This window comes from Streptomyces sp. NPDC006872, assembly GCF_040635845.1.
Classification (GTDB): domain Bacteria; phylum Actinomycetota; class Actinomycetes; order Streptomycetales; family Streptomycetaceae; genus Streptomyces.
Map to the genome: position 1 here is coordinate 143105 of NZ_JBEYIL010000023.1, position 24236 is coordinate 167340.

Annotated in this window: 17 protein-coding genes, 3 pseudogenes and 1 riboswitch; of the genes and pseudogenes, 9 read left to right on the forward strand and 11 right to left on the reverse strand. The window is 69.1% G+C overall.

Annotation, left to right across the window (positions count from 1 at the left end; genetic code table 11):
- Window positions 1-57 precede the first annotated feature (57 nt).
- A riboswitch (guanidine-III (ykkC-III) riboswitch) is annotated at window positions 58-125 on the forward strand.
- An 11-nt stretch (window positions 126-136) separates the two neighbouring features.
- Window positions 137-1018: an MBL fold metallo-hydrolase gene (locus ABZ725_RS45130; protein WP_358808177.1), complete on the forward strand. Its 882-nt coding sequence runs from the start codon at window positions 137-139 to the stop codon at window positions 1016-1018.
- 298 nt (window positions 1019-1316) lie between these two features.
- Here the strand turns inward: ABZ725_RS45130 and ABZ725_RS45135 are convergent, their stop codons facing one another.
- Entirely contained in the window at window positions 1317-2249 is a 933-nt protein-coding gene (locus ABZ725_RS45135; protein WP_358808178.1) for an FAD:protein FMN transferase, read from the reverse strand.
- Window positions 2250-2544: 295 nt separating this feature from the next.
- Between ABZ725_RS45135 and ABZ725_RS45140 the strand changes: the two genes are divergently transcribed.
- The gene (locus ABZ725_RS45140) at window positions 2545-3447 is read left to right on the forward strand and encodes a helix-turn-helix transcriptional regulator (protein WP_358808179.1); all 903 of its coding nucleotides are present in this window, start codon (window positions 2545-2547) and stop codon (window positions 3445-3447) included.
- A gap of 55 nt (window positions 3448-3502) precedes the next feature.
- The gene (locus ABZ725_RS45145; RefSeq protein ID WP_358808180.1) at window positions 3503-4456 is read left to right on the forward strand and encodes a helix-turn-helix transcriptional regulator; all 954 of its coding nucleotides are present in this window, start codon (window positions 3503-3505) and stop codon (window positions 4454-4456) included.
- 49 nt (window positions 4457-4505) lie between these two features.
- On the opposite strand, the gene ABZ725_RS45150 is transcribed toward ABZ725_RS45145, so the two are convergent.
- The 6 genes from ABZ725_RS45150 to ABZ725_RS45175 all read right to left on the reverse strand — a co-directional run bounded on the left by ABZ725_RS45150 (window position 4506) and on the right by ABZ725_RS45175 (window position 11526).
- Window positions 4506-5864: an alpha/beta hydrolase gene (locus ABZ725_RS45150; RefSeq protein WP_358808181.1), complete on the reverse strand. Its 1359-nt coding sequence runs from the start codon at window positions 5862-5864 to the stop codon at window positions 4506-4508.
- Between the two features lie 26 nt (window positions 5865-5890).
- Window positions 5891-7045 (reverse strand): XdhC/CoxI family protein, encoded by a 1155-nt coding sequence (locus tag ABZ725_RS45155; protein ID WP_358808182.1) that lies wholly within the window; start codon window positions 7043-7045, stop codon window positions 5891-5893.
- 156 nt (window positions 7046-7201) lie between these two features.
- Window positions 7202-9406, reverse strand: a complete 2205-nt coding sequence (locus tag ABZ725_RS45160) for a xanthine dehydrogenase family protein molybdopterin-binding subunit (RefSeq protein WP_358808183.1) — start codon at window positions 9404-9406, stop codon at window positions 7202-7204.
- Window positions 9403-10386 carry a xanthine dehydrogenase family protein subunit M gene (locus tag ABZ725_RS45165; protein ID WP_358808184.1) on the reverse strand — a complete coding sequence of 328 codons (984 nt, stop codon included), beginning with the start codon at window positions 10384-10386 and terminating at the stop codon, window positions 9403-9405. Before ABZ725_RS45165 ends, ABZ725_RS45160 begins: the two co-directional genes overlap by 4 nt.
- A 12-nt stretch (window positions 10387-10398) precedes the next feature.
- Window positions 10399-11037 carry a (2Fe-2S)-binding protein gene (locus tag ABZ725_RS45170; RefSeq protein ID WP_358808185.1) on the reverse strand — a complete coding sequence of 213 codons (639 nt, stop codon included), beginning with the start codon at window positions 11035-11037 and terminating at the stop codon, window positions 10399-10401.
- Between the two features lie 75 nt (window positions 11038-11112).
- Window positions 11113-11526, reverse strand: coding sequence for a hypothetical protein (locus ABZ725_RS45175; protein ID WP_358808186.1), 414 nt, complete (start codon window positions 11524-11526; stop codon window positions 11113-11115).
- A gap of 784 nt (window positions 11527-12310) precedes the next feature.
- Between ABZ725_RS45175 and ABZ725_RS45180 the strand changes: the two genes are divergently transcribed.
- Both ABZ725_RS45180 and ABZ725_RS45185 read left to right on the forward strand, forming a co-directional pair.
- Entirely contained in the window at window positions 12311-15271 is a 2961-nt protein-coding gene (locus tag ABZ725_RS45180; protein WP_358808187.1) for a glycoside hydrolase family 2 TIM barrel-domain containing protein, read from the forward strand.
- Between the two features lie 313 nt (window positions 15272-15584).
- Entirely contained in the window at window positions 15585-16493 is a 909-nt protein-coding gene (locus tag ABZ725_RS45185; RefSeq protein ID WP_358808188.1) for an alpha/beta hydrolase, read from the forward strand.
- A gap of 114 nt (window positions 16494-16607) precedes the next feature.
- Here ABZ725_RS45185 and ABZ725_RS45190 read toward each other — a convergent pair whose 3' ends face one another.
- The gene (locus tag ABZ725_RS45190; protein ID WP_358808189.1) at window positions 16608-17843 is read right to left on the reverse strand and encodes an asparaginase; all 1236 of its coding nucleotides are present in this window, start codon (window positions 17841-17843) and stop codon (window positions 16608-16610) included.
- A 265-nt stretch (window positions 17844-18108) separates the two neighbouring features.
- On the opposite strand from ABZ725_RS45190, the gene ABZ725_RS45195 reads away from it, so the two are divergent.
- Together ABZ725_RS45195 and ABZ725_RS45200 are read left to right on the forward strand one after the other, a co-directional pair.
- A complete protein-coding gene (locus tag ABZ725_RS45195; protein WP_358808190.1) occupies window positions 18109-18786 on the forward strand; it encodes a TetR/AcrR family transcriptional regulator in 678 nt (225 codons plus the stop codon).
- Window positions 18787-19507: 721 nt separating this feature from the next.
- Window positions 19508-20404 (forward strand): annotated as a pseudogene (locus ABZ725_RS45200) (IS701 family transposase); the annotation flags it as partial.
- 235 nt (window positions 20405-20639) lie between these two features.
- On the opposite strand, the gene ABZ725_RS45205 reads toward ABZ725_RS45200, so the two are convergent.
- Together ABZ725_RS45205 and ABZ725_RS45210 are read right to left on the reverse strand one after the other, a co-directional pair.
- Complete coding sequence (locus tag ABZ725_RS45205) at window positions 20640-20840, reverse strand: hypothetical protein (protein WP_358808191.1); 201 nt, start codon at window positions 20838-20840, stop codon at window positions 20640-20642.
- 488 nt (window positions 20841-21328) lie between these two features.
- Complete coding sequence (locus ABZ725_RS45210) at window positions 21329-21796, reverse strand: MarR family winged helix-turn-helix transcriptional regulator (RefSeq protein ID WP_358808192.1); 468 nt, start codon at window positions 21794-21796, stop codon at window positions 21329-21331.
- 67 nt (window positions 21797-21863) lie between these two features.
- Here ABZ725_RS45210 and ABZ725_RS45215 point away from each other — a divergent pair, with 67 nt between their 5' ends.
- On the forward strand, window positions 21864-22298 hold the full coding sequence (locus ABZ725_RS45215; protein ID WP_358808193.1) for a MarR family winged helix-turn-helix transcriptional regulator: 435 nt from the start codon (window positions 21864-21866) through the stop codon (window positions 22296-22298).
- Between the two features lie 510 nt (window positions 22299-22808).
- Here the strand turns inward: ABZ725_RS45215 and ABZ725_RS45220 are convergent.
- Window positions 22809-23848: pseudogene (locus ABZ725_RS45220) on the reverse strand (IS1380 family transposase); the annotation flags it as partial.
- A 13-nt stretch (window positions 23849-23861) separates the two neighbouring features.
- Between ABZ725_RS45220 and ABZ725_RS45225 the strand changes: the two are divergent.
- Window positions 23862-24143: pseudogene (locus tag ABZ725_RS45225) on the forward strand (transposase); the annotation flags it as partial.
- Between the last annotated feature and the right edge of the window lie 93 nt (window positions 24144-24236).

Here is a 24236-nt window from a genome sequence, read left to right on the forward strand (position 1 = left end):
GATCGTGTGGATTCGCCAGTTCACGGTTGATCAGCCCGTCCGCGCATTATCATGCGTTCGGAGGCGCCCGAGCGCCTGCCCCGGACGAGATGTGCGCCGTACCCGGCCCGCCAAGACGACGCTCTCAGGAGATGTCATGGGCGAAGTCACACGGCAAGTCAATTTCGTGTCCGATGTTCCCGAACCTCGCGTGCTGGACGTCGAGTGGATCCATGGATCGCCGTCGGCGAAGCACAACACCGATCCGGACATCCAGGTGCACGCCTACGATGAGCACACGTTCATCCTGCGCCAGAACATGGCGATCGACTATGAGGCACCGTTCCTGTTCCTGATGTTCGGCAATGACCGAGTCGTACTGATCGATACAGGGGCCACTGCGTCCGCCGAGTTCTTCCCTCTGCGCCGGGTTGTCGACGACCTGATCGGGCGTTGGCTGGGCGGGCATCCCCGGGACGGCTACTCGCTGCTCGTCCTGCACACCCACGCTCACGGTGACCACATCGCGGGCGACGCCCAGTTCACCGACCGCCCCGACACCGAGGTCGTGGGGGCGGATCTGAGCAGTGCCTGGGCGTACTTCGGGTTCGACGGCGATCCGAGCACGGTGGCCCGGGTCGACCTCGGGGGCCGAGTGCTGGAGTGTCTGGCCACCCCCGGCCACCATGAAGCAGCCGTCACGTACTACGACCCGCACACCGGATTCCTGCTCACCGGCGACACGGTGTATCCCGGGCGGCTGTATGTGGAGGACTGGGCAGCCTTCGGCAGGACCGTCGACCGTCTGATCGGGTTCGCCGGCACCCGACCGGTCACCCATGTTCTCGGCTGCCACATTGAGATGACCAACGAGCCGGGTGTGGACTACCCGGTCCTCACCACCTACCAGCCGGACGAACCGCCGCTGCAGATGTCCGTGGGGCAATTGCGCGATATCCGCCAGGCGATCGACGAGATCGGCGACCAGCCCGGACGACACGCCTTCCCCGACTTCGTCATCTGCCGCAAGGACCCGTGAGCAAGCTCAGGCCGCAGGTGCCCCACGTCGGTCGACAACCGGCTCCGGTCGGACGTGGACTTGCGTGCTGCGATCCCGAAGGACGGCTGTGCCCGTGCCGCCGTCTTCCCTGCTCGCCAGTCGATGTCTCCGGCTGGGTCGGCCCTGGCCTGGATCTGCCGGTCCTCCACGCGCGGACGCCGGTGACCGCTCGCGGTATCAGCGCAGCGAGTGACTCCCACTCCTGATCAGTGAGTGCCCGAGTTACCCGGGCCCGGCGTTCGGAGGGTGGTGACGGCCGCCCCTCGCGGTCCGCCGGTCAGGTGAAGAGTTCGCCGTCGAATGCCTCGGAGGCCTCGACACGCCCGTCCGATCCGACTCGGACACAGGTGAAGCGGTAGGCGGTGGCCAACTGGTGGGGTGGGGTGAAGAACAGGGCGGTCGCGACGGCGTCGGCGACGGCCGCGTCGTCGGCGATCACCCAGGTGGCGACAACGTCGGTTGTCGGCAGCCCGGTGCGTCCGTCGAGGACATGATGCAGTCCGGTGCCCCAGACACGCCGATTGGTGGCGGAGGCGCACAGGGCCTGCTCGTGCACTCGGGCGACGCCGATCACCCGGTGCGGGTCGCGAGGGTGTTCCAGTCCGACACGCGGCGTGTCCGCGCCGCTGTGGCGCAGGTCGCCGCCGGCGTCGACGACGAAGCGACCCGTGCCTGCAGCGCGCAGCAGCGCGGCCACGAGATCGACCAGGTAGCCCTTGCCGGCAGCCCCGACATCGATCACGAGGGGGCGTCGAGTGAGGAGCGTGGTGCCGTCCCGGACGACGTCGGTGCTCCACGACGGCCGGGCGCGGGCGTGCTGCTCACGGACCGAGCCGGGCGCGGGGGTGAGGCTGTATGTGCTGTCGTAGCCGAGGAGTTCGAGGTCGCGGCCGACGAGTGGGTCGACGGCCCCGTCGGTGAGTTCGGCGAGCCGGTCGTAGAGGTCGAACAGGGCGCGGCTGTCCTCGGGGAAGGTGAACCGGCCCCCGGCGGGGGTGGTGGCGATACGGGAGACGAGGGAGCTGGGGCGGAAGCGGGAGTAGACGGAGTCGAAGTCCTCGATGCGCTCGTGCAGCCGTTTTCGCAGGTCCGCGTCGAGGGGGGTGTCCGTTTCGATACTCCAGCGCGTGCCGATGGCGTCGAAGGTGAGCGTCGGGCGGTCACCGCGTCCGGATGCGGTCGAGTCCCCCTCACGGTCTGGGTGGATCAATGAATTCACCTTCGTCCTTCGTCGGACGCGCTGGAAACGCGGGGGACAGGGGTGCGGGCCCCGGAGAAGTGCGCTTCCGCTGGTCGCGGCAACGCAGCGGGCCCCTTGCCAGGGTCCTCGCTCCTCTACCGATACAGCGTCGCCGCCCGGCCCACCACGCGACAGGGCGTGCTGTGCCGGGGAGAACCGTTCAGTGGTGTGGCAGGGCGTCCCACGTCCGACCGGCAGCTCGGCGAAGTGGACCGTCCGTCTGCTGACCGGGATCGGAAAGCACCCCACCTGCCACAATGGCGGTATGACGTCTCAGCGGCGGAGCAGCAGCGAACTCGGATCTTTCCTGCGCGCCCTCCGAGCCCGGGTGACACCGGCGAAGGTCGGCCTCACGGTCGGCGCAGGTCTGCGCCGCACGCCGGGCCTGCGCCGGGAGGAGGTGGCCACCCTGGCCGGGGTCAGCATCGACTACTACGCCCGCCTCGAGCGCGGCACCGAGTGCCACCCGAGTCCGTCAGTCATCGACGCCCTGGCCCACGCCCTCCAGCTGAACGCGGACGAGCACGGGCACCTGCGGGAGCTCGTCGCGTGCGCCGCCCGGGCCACACCCGGACCTGCCCCGGAGGAGGGATCTGCAGCCGTCTCCACCCGGACCGTGGGGCCCGAGATCACGCTGCTGCTGGAGAACCTGCGGCCCCACCCCGCGTACGTGATCAACAGCACCTTGGACGTGATCGCCTCCAACCCGGCCGGGCTGCGCCTGTTCTCCGGGCTGGAGGAGTGGCCGGCCGAGCGGCGAAACATCGCACGCTACGTCTTTCTCCACCCCGCAGCTCGCGACCTGCTCGCCGACTGGAGCGCGGAGATCCATGCCTGCGCCGGCTGTCTGCGCGCCCTGGCCGTGACCAGCCCGGACACTCCCGGCCTCGCCCCCCTCGTCGACGAGCTCCTCGTGACGAGCACAGACTTCGCCCGTCTCTGGGAGGACTACGACGTGCGGGCGTACTCCCACGGGAACAAGACGTTCCAGCATCCGGACAGCGGTGCGCTCACCCTCGTCTTCCAGTCCTCGCAGTTGGAAGGCACGCCCGGCGACCGTCTGATCACCTATTTCGCCCCACCCGACAGCCCTGAGCACGACGCGGTGACCATCCTCGACAAGGACACGCGGGACGAGCGCGCCGGGGTGCGGCGTTCCGTGCTGTGACAGGGCACCCCAACGGGCCTGCCCCGCAGATCACGGCGTTGCCAGACTGGACGACATGACGAGTGAGCAGCAGAGCGGCGGCGGCACTGAGCTGGGGCGCTTCCTCCGGGCCCGGCGCGCCCAGGTGACCCCAAAGGACGTCGGCCTGCCCCCTGGTACAGGCCTGCGCCGCACGCCGGGCCTGCGCCGGGAGGAGCTGGCCACCCTGGCCGGAGTCAGCATCGACTACTACGCCCGCCTGGAGCGCGGCAAGGAGACCCGGCCCAGCCCGTCCGTGGTCGATGCCCTGGCCCGCGCCCTGCTCCTGGAGGACGACGAGCGAGAGCACCTGCACAGCCTGGTCGCTCGCGCCGCCCGGACCGCGCCCGGAACCCCACCAGAGGGGAGAGCCCAGGCCGGACCCAGCCGGACGGTGTCTCCTGGGGCCCTCATGCTGCTGGAGAGCATGCGGCCCAACCCCGCGGCCGTGGTCAGCCGAGCCCATGACCTGCTCGCCTGGAACCCGGCCGGGCTGCGCCTGTTCCCCGGGATCGAAGACTGGCCCAAGGAGCAGCGCAACTATGCCCGCTACCTCTTCCTGCACCCTGCCGCACGTCACCTCTTCGACGACTGGGACACCCAGATCCGCGGCTGCATCGCCCACCTGCACGCCACGGCCGGCGCGGATCCCGACGCCCCCGACCTGGCCCGGCTCGTCGGCGAACTTCTGCTTCGGAGCCCGGAGTTCGCCCGTCACTGGGAGCGCTACGACGTGAAGGGGCCCTCCAGTCGGCGTAAGAACTTCCATCACCCGGAGGTCGGCGACCTCAGCCTCGGGTTCCAGGCCCTGCAGTTGGAGGGTGCCCCCGGCCACCGTGTGTTCCTGTTCTTCGCCGAGCCCGGCACTCCGGAACACGATGCGCTCGTCCTCCTCGACCTCTTGGGGCAGGAGCACACCGCGAACACGGCGGCGAACGACGACGGGCCGTCGACGGTCCCGCCGGAGGAGGCGGAGTCACCTTCGTCGTGATGCTGCCCGGTCGCCCGTCCGGGCGGACGGGCGACCGGGCAGTCCGACGCTAGTGCGCGGCCCCGGAGCGTACCCCGACCAGCGGGCCGGGTCGGTGGTCGACGAAGTTGGCGCCGCCCGGCAGGTTCAGGGCCTCCGCGCTGCTCTGGAGCGCCGCGGTGGTCGCTGTCGCTCCCCAGCGGCCCGTCGAAACCCGCTCGTCGACCGTATTGACGCCCGCCACGATCTCGGCGGGGGTGAAGTTGCAGTGCCCCGCCCGGTCGACGTACGCCTGCCGCAGCAGCGCGCCGTCTCCCGCCGCGCTGACGCGGGCGCGGAACACGGTCTCGTGCTCGGCGGGCACCACCTCGTCGACGGTGTTGTGGATGTCGAGCAGGGGGACGGCGAGGTTCTGGCCGTTGGTCGAGGTCCTCTTCAGGTGGGCCGCCGCGGCCGGGTCCGCCTTGATGTCCGCGCCTCGGGTGAGAGTGGTCAGATCCTTACGGAGGTCGAGCCCCGCGGCCCGGTAGGCCTTGCGCACCTCGTCGGCGTGGTCCGACTGACGGAGCAGCGCGGCGTAGTCGACCCCGGCGTTCCAGGACGGGTTGCCGCCGGCCGACCGCTCGATCTGGTAGCGGGCGTTCTCCAGGAACGGAACCATCTCGGGAAGGTAGTCGGCCGGCGCGGTGGTGGCCGCCGGGTCCTTGTCCTCGGCCCAGCCGGGAAGGTTGAGGTAGGCGGCGGCGAGGGCGAGCCGGGCGCGGCCCTGCGGCGTCTGCTGGGCCGCGGCGACCGCGTCGCCGAGCCGGCGGGCGACCTCGGCCTGCTCCTGGGAACTGTCGAAGCCGACCAGGTCGTAGTCGCCGTCGGGGTCCAGCAGGGTGGCGATGGTGTACTGCCCGTCGAGCTGGTAGTTGGCCAGGTCGACTCCTCCACCGACGAGACCGCAGACGTTGAGAGCGCCGTCGATCCGTCCGGCGCCGTCCCGGGCTATTTGGGAGTTGATCAGACCGCCCATGGACTGGCCGACGGAGATGACTCGGTCGGACTGACCGACCGTGCGGTGGAACGCCTTAAGCGTGGCGAACTGATCGCGCTCGGCGTCGTTGAGCGCCCACAGCGGGCCGTTCGGGTTGTATGAGGAGCCGACGAGCGCGTAGCCCGCGTCGAGGAGGGCCTGGTTGGAGCCGTTGGGCGCGTTGCGGGGTTCGAGGTGGCCGAAGCCGTGGCTGTAGAGAAGAACGGTGCCGTTCCACTTCGCCGGGACGTCGGCGATCCAGGTGGCTCCGTCTGCGAGGGTTCCGGTGTAGTGGCCGCTGGGGGTGGGGGAAGGGGCGGCCTGGGCGGTGGCGGCGGGGAGAACTGTGGCTGCCACGAGGGCCGCGGCGGCGAGAACCAGACTTCTGGTGGGCTTCTTCGTGAGGTGCATGGTGTTGCTCCGTTGTCCGAGGTGGTTCATGAGGGGTGGGTGGTCTGGGGCAGGCGCCGTCGTGGCGAGCGGGCCCGGTGGTGGATCGGGCCGGTGCCCTGTGACAGGGGCAGCCCGGTGCCGGCGTTGGTGTGGGCGATGATCTCGGCGGTGATGGAGACGGCTGTCTCCTCGGGGGTGCGGGCGCCGAGATCCAGGCCGATCGGGGAGTGCAGGCGTGCGAGGCGGTCCGCGGACACCCCGGCCTCGCGCAGCGCGCCCATGCGCTGCTCGTGGGTGCGGCGGGAACCCATGGCGCCGACGTAGCCGACGCGCAGGCCGAGTGCGTGGCGCAGCAGCGGAACGTCGAACTTGAGGTCGTGGGTGAGGACGCAGACGGCTGTGCGCCGGTCGGTCTCGGTGCGCTCCAGGTAGCGGTGGGGCCACTCGACGACGACTTCGTCCGCTTCGGGGAAACGGCCGCGCTGAGCGAAGACTCGGCGGGCGTCGCACACGGTGACCCGGTAGCCGAGGAAGCGTCCGGCCCGGCTGAGGGCGGCGGCGAAGTCGACGGCGCCGAAGATCAGCATGCGGGGACGCGGTGCGCCGGTGTGGACGAGCAGGGTCAGCCGCTGCGGGCAGGTGTCGGCGTCCCCGCCGACCTCGGCCAGGCCGGTGCGACCCACCCGAAGGAGCGCGCGGGCCTGCGCCGCCACCACCCGGTCCTCGCGCGAGCCGCCCAGGGTCCCGTCGTACGCACTGCCGCCGCCGAAGACACTCAGGGTGCGGCCGATGACCTCCTTCGGCCCGTCCACCACCTGCACCACGGCTGCGGGCCGGCCTTGCCGCACCTCTTCGAGGGCGGTGACGAGGTGCGGCAGGCCGGAGGGGTCCACGCGCTGCACCAGGACGTCGATCTCGCCGCCGCAGGTCAGGCCGACGGCGAAGGCGTCGTCGTCGGAGTAGCCGAACCGGGCCCTGACGGGGGCACCGCCGTCGGCCAGCAGCTGCGTGCACAGCTCGTAGACGGCACCTTCCACACAGCCGCCGGAGACGCTGCCGACCACGTCGCCGCCCGCGTTCACGGCGAGTGCGGTGCCGGGTGGCAGGGGCGCGCTGCCGCTGACGTGAACCACTGTGGCCAGGGCGAAGGGGCGGGCTTCGAGGCACCAGTCGTAGAGCGTGTCCGCGATGTTCAGCATGGCTGGGTCTCCGTGGGGGGGGCGAAGGTACGCAGGCGATGGGGGGTGGTGATGGTGGGCGGGCCGCCGCCGCGCCGCCGGGGGAACACGGGGGCGGCGGCCCTGAGGTCCAGCGGTGGATCGCAGGAGCCACCGCCGGACGGTCCGGGGTGCTGTTCAGAGCAGGGCGTCGGCGGTGATGGGCAGGTCGCGGATGCGACGGCCGGTGGCGTGGAAGACCGCGTTGGCGATGGCGGGCGCCACCCCGACCAGCACGACCTCGCCCAAACCCTTGACGCCGAGCGGGTCGGCCTCCATGTCCTCGCCCTCCAGGTAGATCGCCCGCAGGTCGGGGACGTCGGCGTTGACGGGAACGAGGTAGTCGGCGAGGTTCGCGTTGACGATCCGCCCGTCGCGGTGGTCGGTGACCGTGTGCTCCAGCAGTGCCTGGCCGATGCCGCCCACCATGCCGCCGAGCGCCTGGCTGTCGGCGAGCTTCGGGCTGATGATCCGGCCCGCGTCGTACACACCGAGCATCCGCCGTACCCGGACCAGACCCAGTCGTGCGTCCACGGCGACCTCGGCGAACACCGCGGCGAAGGCGTCGATGGAGAACCGTGACTGCGCCGGGGCGAAGGCGCCGAGAACCTCCAGGCTGTCGCGGTCGTTGCGGGCCAGCAGCTGTTGATAGGTCTCCCCGCGCGACGGGGTGTCCTGCACGTGCAGCCGGCCGCCTCGTACGACGACGGTGTCTGCGGCGACCCCGTACAGCGGCGACTGTTCGTCCTCGACAGCGAGTCGGATCGCCTGCTGCCGGAGTTGGTTGCCGCCGTTGAGGACGGCGGAGCCGACGCTGGCCATGGTCAGGGAGCCGCCGTGCAGCGGGGCGTTCGGCATGGTGGAGTCGCCGAGCCGGAAGGTCACCCGGCGCATGGGCAGGCCCAGGGCGTCGGCGGCGACCTGGGTCATGGAGGTGTAGGTGCCGGGTCCCATGTCGATGGTCGCGGACTCGACCAGGGCCGTGCCGTCGGCGTCGAGGCGGACGTGAGCCTGGGCTCCGGCGCGCAGGGTGTGGTACATGCCGGTTGCCATACCGGTGCCAATCAGCCAGTCGCCGTCGCGGGTGGAGCGGGGCGTCGGGTCGCGGCGGTCCCAGCCGAACTCGCGGGCGCCGACCGTGTAGCACTCGCGCAGTCGGCGGGTGGAGAACGACTGCCCGTTCGACGGGTCCGTCTCCGGTTCGTTGCGCAGCCGCAGCTCGATCGGGTCGATGCCCAGCTCGTAGGAGAGCTCGTCCATCGCCGACTCGATGGCGTAGGAGGCCGTGGCGAAACCCGGGCCGCGCATGGCCACCGGGGTGTTCACGTCCAGCCGCACCGTCCGGTACGTCTGGCTGACGTGGGGCGTGTTGTACAGGACCTGGCCCACCGGGAGGATCCCGCGCTCGCCGAACGGCTCGTAGGTCGAGGTCTCGGACCTGATGTCGTGGGTCATGGCGGTCACGCGCCCGTTGCGGTCGCTGCCCAGGCGCAGCCGGTATTCGTACGCGGGCCGGTAGCCCACCCCGAAGTACTGCTGCCTGCGGGTGAGGACGACCTTGACCGGCAGGCCCGTCTCACGTGCGGCGAGGGCCGCGACGGTCACATGCGGCCAGGTGCGCAGACCGCTGCCGAAGCCGCCGCCGACGTACGGCGAGATGACCCGCACCGATGCCAGGGGAAGGCCGAACACGGCGGCGAGTTCCGTCTGTGTGCCGCCGATGACCCACTGGGTCTTGTCCCAGACGGTGAGCCGGTCGCCGTCCCAGCGGGCGATCGTGGCGTGCGGCTCCATGGGGTTGTGGTGGTTGCGGGCGGGCCGGTACGTCATCTCCAGGCGTACGTCCGCGGAGTTCAGGGCCGTCTGCGCGTCGCCGCGCGCGTAGTTCGTGGGGGTGTTCGTCGGGGCGTCGTCGTTGCGCAGGTCGGTCGACGGCGTCTGGGCGTCGTAGGCGACCTCGACCAGACTCGCCGCGTGCTGTGCGGCCTCCAGCGTGGTGGCCACGGCGACCGCGACCGGCTGCCCGTGGAAGAGCACCTGGTCGTCCTGGAAGACCCGCAGCCGCCGCCCGCCGGCCGGGTTGTTCGAGCCCGCGTTGTCGCGGTACGGCAGCGTGGGCGCGTTGCGGTGGGTGATGACCCGGAGGACTCCCGGCTGCGCCTCGGCGGCGCTGGTGTCGATGCCGGTGACCCGCCCGCGGCCGATGCTCGCATCGACGATGACACCATGAACCACGCCGTCGATGGCATGGTCGGCGGCGTAGTCGGCCTGCCCGGTGACTTTGAGGCGCCCGTCGACCCGGGAGAGCGGTGCTCCGACGGCTGCCTGTGGCTGGGGGCTCACTTGGCACCTCCTACGATGCGCAGCTGGCGTTCGACGGTGCGGGTGAGCAGGTCGACCTTGAAGCGGTTGTGCTCCAGCGGGCGGGCGCCCTCTGCCGCTCGCTCGGCAGCCGCGGCCCACAGGGCGTCGGAGGGGCGCTCGCCGACGAGGTGGCGTTCTACGGCGGGCAGTTTCCACGGCACGGTGCCCACGCCGCCTGCGGCCACCTTCGCCTCGCGGATCACCCCGCCCCGGACGTGCAGGGCGACCGCCGCGGAGGTGAGCGCGAATTCGTACGACTGCCGGTCGCGCACTTTGAGGTACCCCGACCTGAGCGGGCGGGGGTGCGCCGGAATCTCCACGGCCGTGATCAACTCCCCGGCTCGGAGGGCCTGTTCACGGCTCGGGGTGCTGCCCGGGCGGAGCAGGAAGTCCGCGAAGTCGACGGTCCGCTCGCGTCGGTCCGGGCCCAGCAGATGCACCTTCGCCTCCAGTGCGGCGAAGGCCACCGCGACATCGGACGGGTGGGTGGCCACGCAGGCGTCGGAGGTGCCGAGGATCGCGTGGGTGCGGTTGACGCCCTCCAGGGCGGCGCAACCCGAACCGGGTGCGCGCTTGTTGCAGGCGGCCGTCACGTCCCGGAAGTAGGTGCAGCGGGTGCGCTGCATGATGTTCCCGCCGATGGTCGCCATGTTGCGCAGTTGGGCCGAGGCACTCAGCTCCAGCGCCTGGGAGATCACCGGGTAGGTGGTGTGCACCCTGGAGTTGGCGGCTGCCTCGGCCATTCGGACCAGGGCTCCGATGCGCAGCCCGCCGCGTTCGGTGACCGTGATCCCGCGCAGAGGCAGGTCGCTGATGTCGACGAGAGCGGCGGGGCGTTCCACGGTCTCGCGCATCAGGTCGACCAGGGTGGTGCCGCCGGCGATGTAACGCCCGCCGTTGCGGCCCGCGTTGAGCGCTTCACGGGTGCTGGAGACTTTGGTGAAGGCGAAGGGGTGCATGTCGGTGGGCCCTCATTTCCCGTGTGCGGCTTGGTCGACCGCCTTGACGATCTTCACGTAGCAGCCGCATCGGCAGATGTTGCCGCTCATCCACTCCCGGATCTCCTCGGCCGAGCCGGTGTGGCCCTCCTGGATGCAGCCGACGCCGGAAATGATCTGGCCGGGGGTGCAGAAGCCGCACTGGAAGGCGTCCTCGTCGATGAACGCCTGCTGCAACGGGTGCAGTTTGTCGCCGTCAGCTAGGCCCTCGATGGTGGTGACCCTGGCCCCGTCGAGGCGGACCGCAAGCGTCAGACACGAATTGACCCGGCGGCCGTCCACCAGGACCGTGCAGGCTCCGCAGGCACCGGCGTTGCAGCCCTTCTTGGTGCCGGTCAGCCCGAAATGCTCGCGCAACAGGTCAAGGAGCGAGGTCCGGTTGTCGAGCGTGACCGTGTAACGCTGGTCGTTGATGATCAGCGAGACATGACCACCGGATACCCGGGCGGCGTCCGTCTGCTCATCTCCGAGCGCGTCCGGTCCAACGAACACACCGCCCGCTACGACGGCACCGCCGACGACGGTGGACGTCGCGATGAAGGTTCTGCGCGAAGGCGTGGACGCGGGCTCAGCGGGGGGAGGAACCATTGCGTCGGAAAGTTCGGTAGACATGCCCACTCTCTCGATCTCGCAAATCGCGGGGGGGGGGAAAAAAGATTGGGGTCGTGCTCCTGGGTGTGCAGCGCCTCAGCCGGAGGCCTGGTCCTTGATCTGCCGGAGCGCGGCGTTGAACCCGTCGGGTGTGCCGCTCGAACCCGCGACGCGGTCCAGAGTCACCTCGTCGATGTCCTTGCCGACGACCAGTTCCGGGACCGCGTCGGCGAAGCGTTCCTGATACCCGAGCGAGGTCGGATCCGTCGCGCGGGGGGTGACCTCGACTGCGGTGATCTCATCGCCGTCGAGGGTGAGGGACACCGTGATGCTCGACGGGCCGTTCCCGTACTGCCCAGTCGCGCGGTACGTACCGTCCTTGTACTCGTACGAGGAAGTCGCCTGCGTCTCGTCGCCTCCCTCGTCCGTTGCCGAGCGGCCGGCTACGGCGGCGGACACGGAGATCCCCAGCATGGTCACGGCCGCAATCTTCATGTTCACAGCTGCCATGTCGCGTCTCGCCTTCCACTGGATTCGGGTGGCCTTCACAGAGGGGGAGACCACTCGAACTCGCTCTCGCACTCGGGCTCGTCGGGGATCTTCAGCTTGAGCCCAGCCTGCTCGTTTCGTGTGCTGCGTGGCACGCCGCGTTGTGCCAGGGAGTGGTGTTCCGTGGTGTGACAGGGCACCCCACGCGGCCGCCCCCGGAGCCGGACCGCTGTGAGACTGGGCGACTGCGTACGCGAACGACGGACACGTGGCGGCTCCGTCGTTCCGCGGCGCTTGCCCAACAGAGCGGTGACACCCGACCCCATGGGCCGCACAACCAGCAACCGAGACGACCCGGAAAGGAGGGCAATCGCGTGGAGCGAGCCACACCGAGGCCGGCGCCCCTTACTTCCCGAACCTTCTCCCCATGAAGTCCACCGGGATCGTCCGCGTCCGGCTCTACACCCGCTGACAGACATGTTCATGGTGTGGGCTGAGCCAGCGGTCCACCGAAATCGGCGGGACCTGGACGTTCACGTCTACTGACGACCTGCCCACCGCCTGCCGCGAGAGCGCGGCCAACTACGACGTGCAGTCCTTGCCATGAGCGAAGCCTTTGGCGGCCGGCAACCAGAACGTCGTGGACCGCGAGAGGTCCGCGTGCAATCCCGAGCCGAGCCTGCTGTCGCTCTATGTCGCCCGTGATGGTGCCACTCCTGAAAGAGAGAGACGAGAATTGAGCAGCAGGAACATGCCTTGGGACGGTTCCGGACTCCGGCCTGTGGGTCGCCTGCCGATGCACGCGTTGCGTCGTGCAGCCGAGATCGACCTCGACGGCGCGTGGGATTTCCAGCTCCTGCAGTCGCCCGAGACCCCGCTTGGCGAGGACTGGAAGACCGTCCAGGTGCCGAGCCTGTGGACGATGTCCGAGGACACCGACCGGCCGCACTACACGAACATCGTGATGCCGTTCGACGAGGTGCCGCCGACGATCCCGGCGCACAACCCGACCGGCGTCTACCGACGCGTCACCGACCTGTCCCCGGTCGCCGGGCGGCGAACGATTCTGCACGTGGGAGCGGCTGAGGGGCTGCTACGGGTCTTCGTGAACGGCGAGCCGATCGGACTCAGCACCGATTCGCACCTCGCAGCCGAGTTCGATGTCACCGACGCCCTCGTCGTCGGCGCGAACACCTTCGAACTCGTGGTCGCCAAGTGGTCCGCTGCCAGTTATCTGGAGGATCAGGACCACTGGTGGCAGTCGGGGCTCAGCCGCTCGGTCTACCTCTACACCGTGCCGCAGATCCGGCTCGCCGATGTATCCACGATCGCCGACTTCGATCCGGCCACCGGGCACGGAACCCTCGAGGTAAGCGTGTCGACCGCGGGCCTGGGCCATCTCACCGAGGTCGACTGGTCGGTGCGGATCGAGATCCTCGGCCGAGCGGAGACACTGCCCGTCGCTCCCCGTTCCCCGGCCCCCACCCTCACGAACGGCGGGACCGACCGGTCGAGGAGACCGGAGCCTCAGTTCCCGAGCGACTCCATGGATATCGTCAGCGTCTACGCCGCAGGGGGCTCTGTCCCGCCGGAGTTCCGAGACCTCCCTGCCCACTTCACACAGAACATGATTCGCAAGCCGGACGCAGGAACCGCGGAATTCACCCTCGACGACCTGGATGTCTCCCCCTGGTCGGCCGAGACCCCCCACCTCGAAGACCTCGTCGTACAGCTCGTGTCACCCGATGGCAGCGTCACCGACGAGACGCGGATACGGATCGGGTTCCGCCGGGTGCGGATCGAAGGACGCGACCTCTTGGTGAACGGCAGGCGCATCCTTGTCCAAGGCGTCAATCGCCACGACTCCGACCCGCGCACCGGCCGCGTCATGTCCGAGGCGCTGTTCCTGGAAGAGCTGTCTCTGCTCAAGCGGTTCAACGTCAACGCGATCCGCACCTCGCACTACCCGAACGACCCGCGATTCCTCGACCTGTGCGACGAACTCGGTTTCTACGTCATCGACGAGGCGGACATCGAAGCCCACGCCTTCGCCTCCACCATGCCCGACGATGTCCGCTACCTACCCGAGTTCCTCGAACGGGTGTCCAGGATGGTGCTCCGCGATCGGAACCATCCGGCGGTCATCGCCTGGTCGCTGGGAAACGAGACCGGGTACGGCGCCAACCACGATGCCGCGGCCGCCTGGGTACGGCGGTCCGATCCGACCCGACCGGTCCACTACGAGGGTGCGATCTCGGCCGACTGGCACGCCGGTCATGGCGCCAGCGATCTCGTCTGCCCGATGTATCCCTCCTTCGAAGCGCTCAAGGGCTACTCGGCCGACCCGCGCGGCGACCGGCCGGTCATCCTCTGTGAGTACGCCTACTCCCAGGGCAACTCCACCGGTGGTCTGGCGGAGTACTGGGAATTGTTCGAGACGCTCCCCGGTCTTCAGGGCGGCTTCATCTGGGAGTTCAAGGACCACGCCCTCGACCCGGACGGGGACGGCAAGTACCGCTACGGCGGCGACTTCGGCGACGCACCCCACGACGGGATCATCTGCCTGAACGGTGTGGTGTTCCCTGATCTCACGCCGAAGCCGGCGTTGTACGAGGCCCGTGGTGTCTTCAGCCCGGTTCGTGTCGTCTCCGGTGCCGACGAGGTCCGGAAGGGGACCCTGCAACTGCGCAACCGCCAGACGTTCGCCGACCTGAGCGCCTACGCCCTCGAACTGCGTGTCGAGACTGTGGCGGGCCCGGGCGAAGCCGTGACGCTCCCCATCACGGAGACGCATGCCGGGCAGGAGAGCACGATCGACCTGCCGCCCGCGGTGCGCGAGCTCATCGCCGCCGACACGGCGATCGCCCTCACACTGACCGTCCGCACACGTGAGGACGCCCGCTGGGCGCCGGCGGGAACGGAGGTCGCCGTCGAACAGGTGGTACTCCCTCGCGAACCCGCAGCGCTTCCCCGGACCGGCACCGGGACGAGGACCCCGGCGGTCAGTGCCGACGGCGCCCTGCGGCACCCGTTGCTGCGGGAGCCCCCGCGGCTCACCCTGTGGCGTGCTCTCACCGACAACGACGCGGCCTTCAACCTCGACCAGCGCTTCGTCCGATCAGGATTCTTCCAGCTCGAGCATGAGGGATCCGAGGTCCACCAGTCGCCGGACGAGACCGTCGTGACGACGAACTACCACGCTGCTTTCGGCGACAAGGTCGTGCACCGTCGCACGATCGTGACGCTCGCTGAGGGTGACTTCCTGCTGTCCGAGCAGGTGACGCTACCCGAGGACTCCCGCGACGGTCTGCGGATCGGCATGCGGTTCGAGCTCGTCGACGGCTTCGAGCATGCGAGCTGGGTCGGGCTCGGGCCGTGGGAGAACTACCCCGACCGGCGGTCGGCGGCCTTGCTCGGCGCCTGGGAGAGCACGATCGACGGCCTTGCTGTGCCTTACATCTTTCCGCAGGAGAACGGCACTCGGGGCGAGGTCACCGAGATGCGGCTGACCGGCCCGCGCGGCAAGGTCCGCACCACGCACACGACGCCGCTGCACATGAACGTCAGCCGCTACTCGCTCGGTGAACTGGAAGACGCCGCCCACTGGTGGGAGCTGCCTACGAGCAGCAGGACCGTCGTCCACTTGGACGTCGCGCACCGCGGCATCGGCACCGGCCTCCTCGGCCCGGACACCCGTCCGCAGTACCGAATCTCAGGCAGCCGATACGACTGGGAGTGGCGCCTCACTCTGAGCGAGGAGCACTGACCACCGAGAACAACATCCACTCCCGGATCTCCGAATCGGATCCGGTGTGGCCCTGGAGTCGCGGGTTCGAGCGCCATTCCCGACGGAAACGGCAACATCTCCGCGTGCCACGGAGCGGTGTTCCGTGCTGTGACACGGCACCCCACACAGCCGCCCCCGAGGACGAACCGCTGTGAGACTGGATTACTGGACCCGTGAATGACCGACAGGCATGTCCAACACCGTTTCGCGGTGTCTGTCCGTACGGTGGCGCCCCCAGATCCGCGGGCCGCGCCAAGAACAATCGAGAAGACCCGGAAAGCAGGGGATTCACATGGATCGAGTCACTTTTCCCAACCGAGACAACACGGTGGTCGGCAACCTGTTCACGCCGTCCAGGCTCGACGCGGGCAAGAAGTACCCCGCGATCGTCGTGACCCACCCCTTCGGTGCCGTCAAGGAGCAGGTCTCCACGCTCTACGCCGAGAAACTCACCGAGCAGGGCTTCATCACCCTGGTCTTCGACGCCTCCTACCAGGGGGAGAGCGGAGGCGAGCCGCACTTCAGCGAGCTCCCGGCCGTCCGCGTCGAGGACATCCGCTGCGCGGTCGACTTCCTCGCAAGCCGGCCACAGGTGGACGAGGACCGCATCGGCGCCCTGGGCATATGCGCCGGTGGCGGCTACACGATCAACGCCGCGCAGACGGAGCTGCGCATCAAGGCGGTCGCCGGAGTCAGCGTCTTCGACATCGGGTCCGCACGCCGTGAGGGCGTTGGTGGAGGAATTCCCTTCGAAGCGCGCATGAAGACCCTGGAAGAGGTCGGCAGGCAGCGGACCAGGGAGGCGCAGGGCGAACCGCTCCGGTACGTCTCCCTAGTCCCCGACGACCCCCAGCAGGCCCTCAACAACCCCTCCGACCTGTACCGCGAGGGCTACATCTACTACACGCAGGCGGCCCCGCACCCCAATGCGATGGAGAAGTTCGTCTTCACGACACTGGGTCCGCAGATGGCGTTCTTCCCCTTCGAGCAGATCGAGACGATCTCACCGCGCCCCCTGCTGATCATCGCGGGCTCCGAGGCCGACACGCGCTACTTCAGCGAGAACGCCTATGCCAAGGCGAAGGAGCCGAAGGAACTCCACCTCGTCCCCGGCGCGACGCACATCGACTTGTACTACAAGCCGGAATTCGTGCCGCAGGTCGCCGAGAAACTGACGCAGTTCTTCGGCACTCATCTTTGACGGTCGTCCACCCCGCCGACGTCGGCACCGCCATGGTCGTATACAAAACCGGTCGGCCGGAGGGTGCCCATGCCCCCTCCGGCCGACCGTCAGCAGGTCTGTCAGGCCCGTGTGTCAGCGGCGGAAGGCGGACAGGTCGAACTCGGGGTCACCGATGGTGGTGAACCACGTGCGGATCTGCTTCTCTTTCCCGCTGAAGGCCAGGCCCAGCTGCAACAGGACGCGCGCCTTCTGCGGGGCCAGATCGGCGGCCCCGATCACACCGGGCGTTCCGGTGTCGTAGGTGCCCTCGCCGCCGGTTCGGGTCGCCGAGACGAAGACGACGCCCTTCGCGATCGCCCGTGTCTCGGCCGCGCGCTGCGCGGCCGAGATGCCACCGGGGCCGTGGCCCGAGGTCACGACGCCCTTGGCGCCGGCCGCCACCAGGGCGTCGATCGGCACCGGGGAGGACTCGATGTACCCGCTCACGACGTCCACCGGCGGCAGGTCGGTCGCCTTCTTCTTCGACAGGTTGAACGGCGTCTTCCAGGAGGTCTTGCCGCACTGCATCACCCGCGCGGGCGCGCGCATCGTGCGGATGTTGTCCTCGTTGACGACGCCCAGGGCGCCGTAGTTGCCGCCGCTGAAGGTGTCCATCCGGTAGCCGTCGGTCTTGGTGACCTCGCGGGCCGCGAAGAACTGGTCGTTCATCAGCATGACGGTGCCGTAACAGGTGGTCTTGCCGCTGGCCGCCAGGCGGATCGAGCTGAACATGTTGGTCGCGCCGTCGGTCGTGAAGGTCCGCGACTGGTGCATCGACCCGCTGATCACGACCGGTTTGTTGGACTGCACGGTCAGATCGAGGTAGTAGGCGTCCTCCTCCAGCACGTTGGTGCCGCTGTTGACGACGACACCGTCGATCCCGGGCAGGGCGAGCGACGCGTCCACCGCGCGTGAGAGGTCGTACATGTTCTTCGTGGTCGTCTGCGACGAGGACCCGGTGACGTCCGTCCGGACGACCGAGACGTTGGCCACCTTCCCGAGTTCGGGGTACAGCGGATCGAGGACGTCCTTGATGCCGCCGGCAAGCGCGGGCCCGTAGTGCAGGTAGCTGATGCGGTCGGCGGCGGTGGAGGTGATCGTGCCGCCGGCGTCGACCACCACCACGTCGGGCAGTTTCGGGTTCCGCTTGGCCAGCGGAACCGGCTTCACCGTGACCTTCGGTATGCCGGCGGACTTGGAGCCGGTGGCCCTGGCGGACTGGGGCGCCGTGGCGCCGGCGCTCGACGCCGACACCAGGGACAGGGCGACACCGGCGGCTACGACGGCGGTCGCGGGGGCCAGATAAGGCTTCTTGAGGCCGAGACGCATCTCGCTCCTTGCTCATTGTTAGAGGGCTCTTACATTGGGGCGCGGCAAATACAAGCAATCGCGATGATGCGGGTGAGAGTCGAGTGAGTTAACGGGCTGTAAACGCTCTCGGGGCGGTCTGTCGCGTGATCGGCCGAGCGCGCGCAGGCCTATGCAGGCCCAGGGCAGCGCCCGCCCGGGCCTACGACGACGCCAGAACCACCTCTCATGGTCGAATAGGGCTGTACCCGCAGGAGGGAAAGCGGGTGAGGCACCGAGGAGCGCCGTGAGTCAACGTGGGGCTTACCACCACGGCGACCTGCGCGCCGCACTGGTCGCCGCGGCGCTGGACATCGTGTCCGAGAGGGGTGTCGCCGGTCTGTCCGTGGCCGAGGCGGCCCGCCGGACCGGCGTGAGCACCGCCGCCCCATACCGCCATTTCCCCAGCAGGACAGCCCTGCTGTCAGCCGCCGCCACCCAATCGGGACGTCAGTTGCTCGAAGAGATGCGAGCGGCATGCGACGAGGTGCGCAAGCGACTCGGCACCGCGGACCATGCCGACCCCCACTTCGCAGTCGAGGCTCTGGCGGCGACCGCCCGGGTCTACGTCATCTTCGCCGTCGCCCATGGCGCCGCCTTCGAGTTGATCCTCGCCGACGAACTGCAGGACCATCCCGACGCTGAACGCCGAGAGGTGAGCCGCCAGATCATGGACCTGCTGTTGTGGCCGGCCGTCACGCTCACGGGCGAGCCCGCCGCGGCGACCCAGTTCCTCTGGCGGTTCACCGCTGTCGTGCACGGGTACGCGTATCTGCCGGGCAGCGGTTTCATCCGGGGCCACGCGGTGGGCGCCGACTTCATGGCGAGCCAGGCGGCTGACGTCATCCGCACGCTCGCCCGCGCAGCCATCGAGGGCTCTTCGGCCAACCACGGCTCCGAACCCGCAACACCTGCGACCGAGTGACCCGTAACGCTGTCGAAGGACGGCGAAGACAGCCTCGGACGGCCGATGAAGGCCGACGGCTCGGCGGCAAGGTACGGGACTGGGGCCTCACGCCCCTCGTCCAGCACCCGAACTCGGCGCCACCGCCGAAAGGCTGCTGCTCACGTCTCATGCTGTGCAGTCTGACGGCCGCGTGACCCGCGTGGGGTGCCCTGTCACAACACTGAACACCACGGCATGGCACAACACGGCCTGCCAGACGGCGCAGGACGACGGGTCGGCAAGCCGACCCTCGACTTCGACGATGAGTGATATCCGAACTCGTTGACCAGCAACGTCTGTTCCCGCCAGACCAGGCCAACCCCATGGCTGAGGGAGTGGGGCGGCGGCCCGACTCCTTCAGCCGGCACTGGAACCAGCCGTCCCCGTCAGCGAGTCCAGATGCCGCTCCCGGTTCTCCGGGCCACCGTCCGGGCGTGGGTGTCGACCGGCCCCTTCCGGTCATAGGCTGCAGCAGTCCCGCTCTTCCGATGCTGTGCTGCCGTGTTCTCCCAGCGACAGCACAGCATCGCGGGGTGCAAGACGTAGAGCCGATGGAGGATGGGGTGGGCTACCTGCCGTACTCCTCGTCGGTGACGAGGTCCCCCCACTCGGTCGCTGAGCCTCCGTCACCAAAGGTTTCCACCATCGCGAGGTGGATCATGAAGTGCTCACGGACGGCACCATGCCAGTGCCACTCTTGAGCGTGCTCATCGTCGACGACACCGGCTTCCTGAAGAAGGGCACCCGCTCGGCAGGAGTGCAGCGCCAGTATTCCGGCACCGCGGGCCGCACGGAGAACTCCCAGATCGGCGTCTTCCTCGCCTGCGCCGCCGGCCGCGGACGCACCCTGATCGGCCGACGGCTCTATCTGCCCACGTCGTGGACGGACGACCGGGAACGCTGCCGCCGGGCCGGCATCGGCGACGAGGTCGCCTTCGAGACGAAGGCGGCCATGGCCAAAGCAATGGTCCGCAAGGCGATCGCCGACAGGATTCCCTTCACCTGGGTGACCGCGGACGCCGCCTACGGCTTCAGCAAGGGCTGGCGGTTCGAACTCGAGCAGGCCGACGTCTTCCACGTCATGGCCACGACCCGGCACGACACCGTCGTCACCCGCTGGTCCATCGATCACCCCGTCCACGATCTGTTCCCCGGCCTCCCACGCCAGAAGTGCAAACGCCGCTCCTGCGGCGATGGGGCACACGGCCGGCGGATCTACGACTGGGCCCGCGTCGAGGTGAGGCCCTGGCACCGGCCCGACCGCCGGCACTGGGTGATCGCCCGCCGCAGCATCAGCCGACCCGAGGAGATCTCCTACTACATCGCCTGCTGTCCGGCCGACACCACGCTGGATGAGCTCGTACGCATCGCGGGCAGCCGCTGGACTGTCGAGGAATGTTTCCAGACCGCGAAGCAGGAGTGCGGCCCGGACGACTACCAGGTCCGCCGCTATCCCGGCTGGCACCGCCACATGACCCTGGCCATGGCCGCCCACGCCTGCCTCACCGTCCTGCACGCCCGCGAACTCGACGCCGACAAAGCAGAAACGGATCCTCCCAGCTCATCCACCTCAGCTTCGCCGAGATCCGGCGCCTGATCACCCGCCTCACCCACAGACGCCCCACCCCGATCGACCACATCCTGCACTGGTCACACTGGCGCCGACGACGCCAATACCAAGCCCGCATCAGCCACTACAAACGACGCGGACACAGTCCCTGAGACCTGCCCAGCACTCAGAACAAACACCGTTGCAGTACTAAGCATCGGCTGATGATCGAGGGTGTCTCGGGCCGAGGGGACGGAATCGGCTGGTCTGTTGGTGGTCACGGTCATCGCGGAAGGCCTCCGAACAGCACGTCCAGGTCAGCGGCGTGGTAGCCGACGGCGACCGGCGGCGGGGGTTGCTGGGCACGGAGTTCGCGTGCGGCCAGGTGCTCGGACCCGGTGCTGTGGCTCGGCCAGGCGGACAAGCCGTGGAACTCTCCTCGGCGCGCGTCGGACCACATGGTGGGCAGGGTCAACCCGATCACTCGCAAGAGGAACCTTTGCGACGGCTACGAACCCCGGACCGTCCGTCACAACAGCGCCATCATCCGCAGCTTCTACGAGCGTGTTCGGTGAGCAGCCCCGGGTGCCGAGGAAGCGCAGGAACCCGGCAACGACCTCGACCGGCACACCGTCTTCGTCGACCAGTTCGACCAAGGTCGAGCCGTCCTCTTTGCCGCTGCTGCTGTACACGCACGGACACCCCTGGAGCCATCGCACCTGACGGCACGGACTGCCGCCCCCGACCCTTGACGAGAGGCAAGGTGTCCAGGTAACCAAATGCCCGCCCCTGTCGTCGCCGACGTCCTCGGCTACCACCAAGTCACCACAGCCAAGCCGGCCGCCCAGGCCGGAGGAACCTGGAGCCGGTACGCCGCCGGGGACCATCTACGGTCACCATCCGGCTGGACGCCGGGGAGAACTGACGACAGTTGAATAGGCGAGCTCACCGGTAAACCGCAGCCGGGGCGGCTCAGCCGCGCCCCAGCTCCCGGAACCCCTCTGCGAACCGCGCGAACAGTCGTGCGAACTCGGCGCGTTCACCCTCCGACCAGTCCGCCGTCACCTGCTCCACCATCGCTCGGCGGAAGCCGTGCGCCTGCGCCAGGGCCGCCCGGCCCGCGGGGGTGACGGCCAGCGGCGCGCGGCGCCCGTCCGCCGGGTCACCTCCCCGCCGCACCCACCCGGCCGCAACGGCCGACGCCACCAGGCGGCTCGCCCTCGGCTGGTCGACCAGCAGTGCGTCGGCGACGCCCCGCACACCGACCGGCTCCCCCGCCTCCTCTGCCGCCTCCACCACGTCCAGGACGTCGAACTCCGCGCCGCCGGCCTGGGGCGCGTCGGCCCTGGCGAAGCGGGACAGGGTGCGCCGCATGATGCTGCGTCGCATGGCGACCATGGCCCGTTCGATCACCGCCACGTCCGCGCCGGCCTTGCCCATGCCCGACCTCCCGATACATACTCAATGACAACTACTTGTCATTCTACATCTTCTACGGGAGGCGGCCATGACCCGCCCGTCGCAGCTCAAACCCATCGGCTTCTACCTCAAACACCTCGACACCTTGATCAACCGCGAGTTCGAGCAATCTCTGGCCGACCGCAGCCTGACCCGTCGCCACTGGCAGGTCCTGCACGACCTCGCCGCCACGGGCCCGCACGACGCAGCCACACTCACCGAGAGGCTGCGCCCCTTCTGGGGTGAGGGCGCCATCACGCTCGACGAGATCACCTCTGGCCTGCGCGCCCGCGGCTGGATCACCCACGACGTGAACGCCGGGACGTACACGGCCACGCCCGAGGGCGGCGAGGCCCACACCGAGATCGAGGAACTCGTCAAGGCGACCCGCACCCGTCTGACGACCGGCGTCACGGGCGAGGAGTACGTCGGCACCGTCACCGTCCTGGCGCGCATGTGCCGCAACCTGGAGCGCGGCGACTGAGTCGCGCGGGCAGGTGCGCGCGGATCAGCTCTCGCGTGAACCCCCGGACTCGCCGACTAAACCGGGACCAGCCCCGCCACTCAGGCGACTCCCGAAAGACCCCTGCATGACACACAGTCACTGCCCTACGCCTCGGCGTAGAGAACTGGCGACAGTTGAATTCGAGAACTCACCAGTACCGACGTCGGACTCTGGCAGGTGGTCGGAGAGGAGTCGGTTGAAGTCAGCTACGGTCGTCGAAGTGGTGAGCACCGCAGACATCTTGGGGGCGACAAAGGCCCCGCCCCGTTGCGGGGTCGGACCTCTGGCCGTCTGCGCGCGCGCCGTGCGGGCCGTTGCCGAGAGGTTAACCTCGAACTTTCGTGATGGTCTGCCGACGGAGTCGGTGGACCATCAGGCGTTCCTCGGCTGAGTTTGGACAGACCAGCGGCCCGAGTGTCGTCTCGGGTGGGCGCCGGGTTCCACTGCTCCAGGCCGGTCGTGCTGTCGTCGGGACGGGGTATCTGCTGGTCAGCCGGGATCGGGCAGTTGGGCGATCCGGTGGAGGGCGGCGGTGATGTGGTGGGTCCAGGGCCAGTGCCGGGCCAGGCGGAGGATCCGTCGCCGGCCGGTGGTGACTGTCGGTGTGACGAACTGTCCCGCCGTGGTGAACAGGCGAAGCCGCATACGTCGGGGCTCCCAGAGCCTGGCCTTGCCGGTCAGCGCGAGCATCGGCATCCAGGCCAGCAGGTCCAGCGCGATCTGCACGATCTCCAGCCAGATGCGGTTCTGGGAGGTGTGCTTCAGCGGCAGATTCCGCAGGCCGGTGGACCGGGCGGCCCGGATCCGGACCTCCGCGCGGGCCCGCAGCCGATGACGGAGCTCGAGTTCGGCTGTCGGCTGACCGGTGGTGTTGGTGGCGAAGTAGGTGAGTCGCAGACCGTCCGCGTCGGTCAGTCTCAACTGAGCTCCCGGATGCGGCCGTTCCTTGCGGACGATCAGCCGCATCCCCTTCGGCCAGCCGTCCAGGACGTCACCGGTGAGTTCGGCGACCCAGGCCCCTCGCGGATCTCGCCGTCTGCCTCGACGGCCGGGGTCCACGCCGATGCGGGGATCTTCAGCGCGTGCTGGTGGATCGCCTCGTTGATCACCATGCCGACGGAGTAGGAGAGCCAGCGTCCACGCTGGGCGAGCCAGGCGACGAAGTCGTGGGTGCCGCCCGGGGAGTCGGTGCGGATGAGGGTCTGCCGCCCGCGCCGGTACTTCTTCGATAGCTGGGCCAGAGCCATGCGGGTGGCGGTGATGTGGTCGGCGGCGGTATTCGAGCCCGCGTTGCCCGGTCTGAGCAGGGCCGCGACGGGTTCCCCGGTGCCGCCCGGGCCGTGGTCGACGAATCCCATCAACGGATGGTGGCCATAGGTCCGCTTCCATGTCGGGGCAGCGTCCTCCTTGTCCGAGTGCGCGATCACCAGAACCCCGTCCAGGTCGACTGTCACCCTTTCGTCCGCGTCCGGTGCCTCCCGGCCGGCCAAGCGCCAGACTCTTTCACGGACTTCGGCCCGTGCGACGCGAGACGGTTGGCAGGTGGTCTCGCAGGCCGGTGCGGTCCTGCTGCTGGAGACGGTCCGCAAGACGGGCCTTGACCAGGCGGTATCCGCGGCACTGGCGCCCTGGCGGAAGCCGCGGGCCGTCCACGGTCCCGGGAAGATCCTCCTGGACCTGGCGCTGGCAGTCGCGATGGGCGGGGACTGCCTGGCCGATGTCGGCATACTTCGGGCCGAGCCGGCCGTGTTCGGGCCGGTCACCTCCGACCCGACGGCTTCCCGCCTGGTCGACACCCTCGCCGCCTCCGGCGACACCGCCCTTCGGACGATCCGGCAACGATAGGACTTGCTGAGGGTCCTGTTGGTTGCAAGGAAAAGAGCACTTTCCAGGTGAGAGAGCGTATCTCGTCGTACC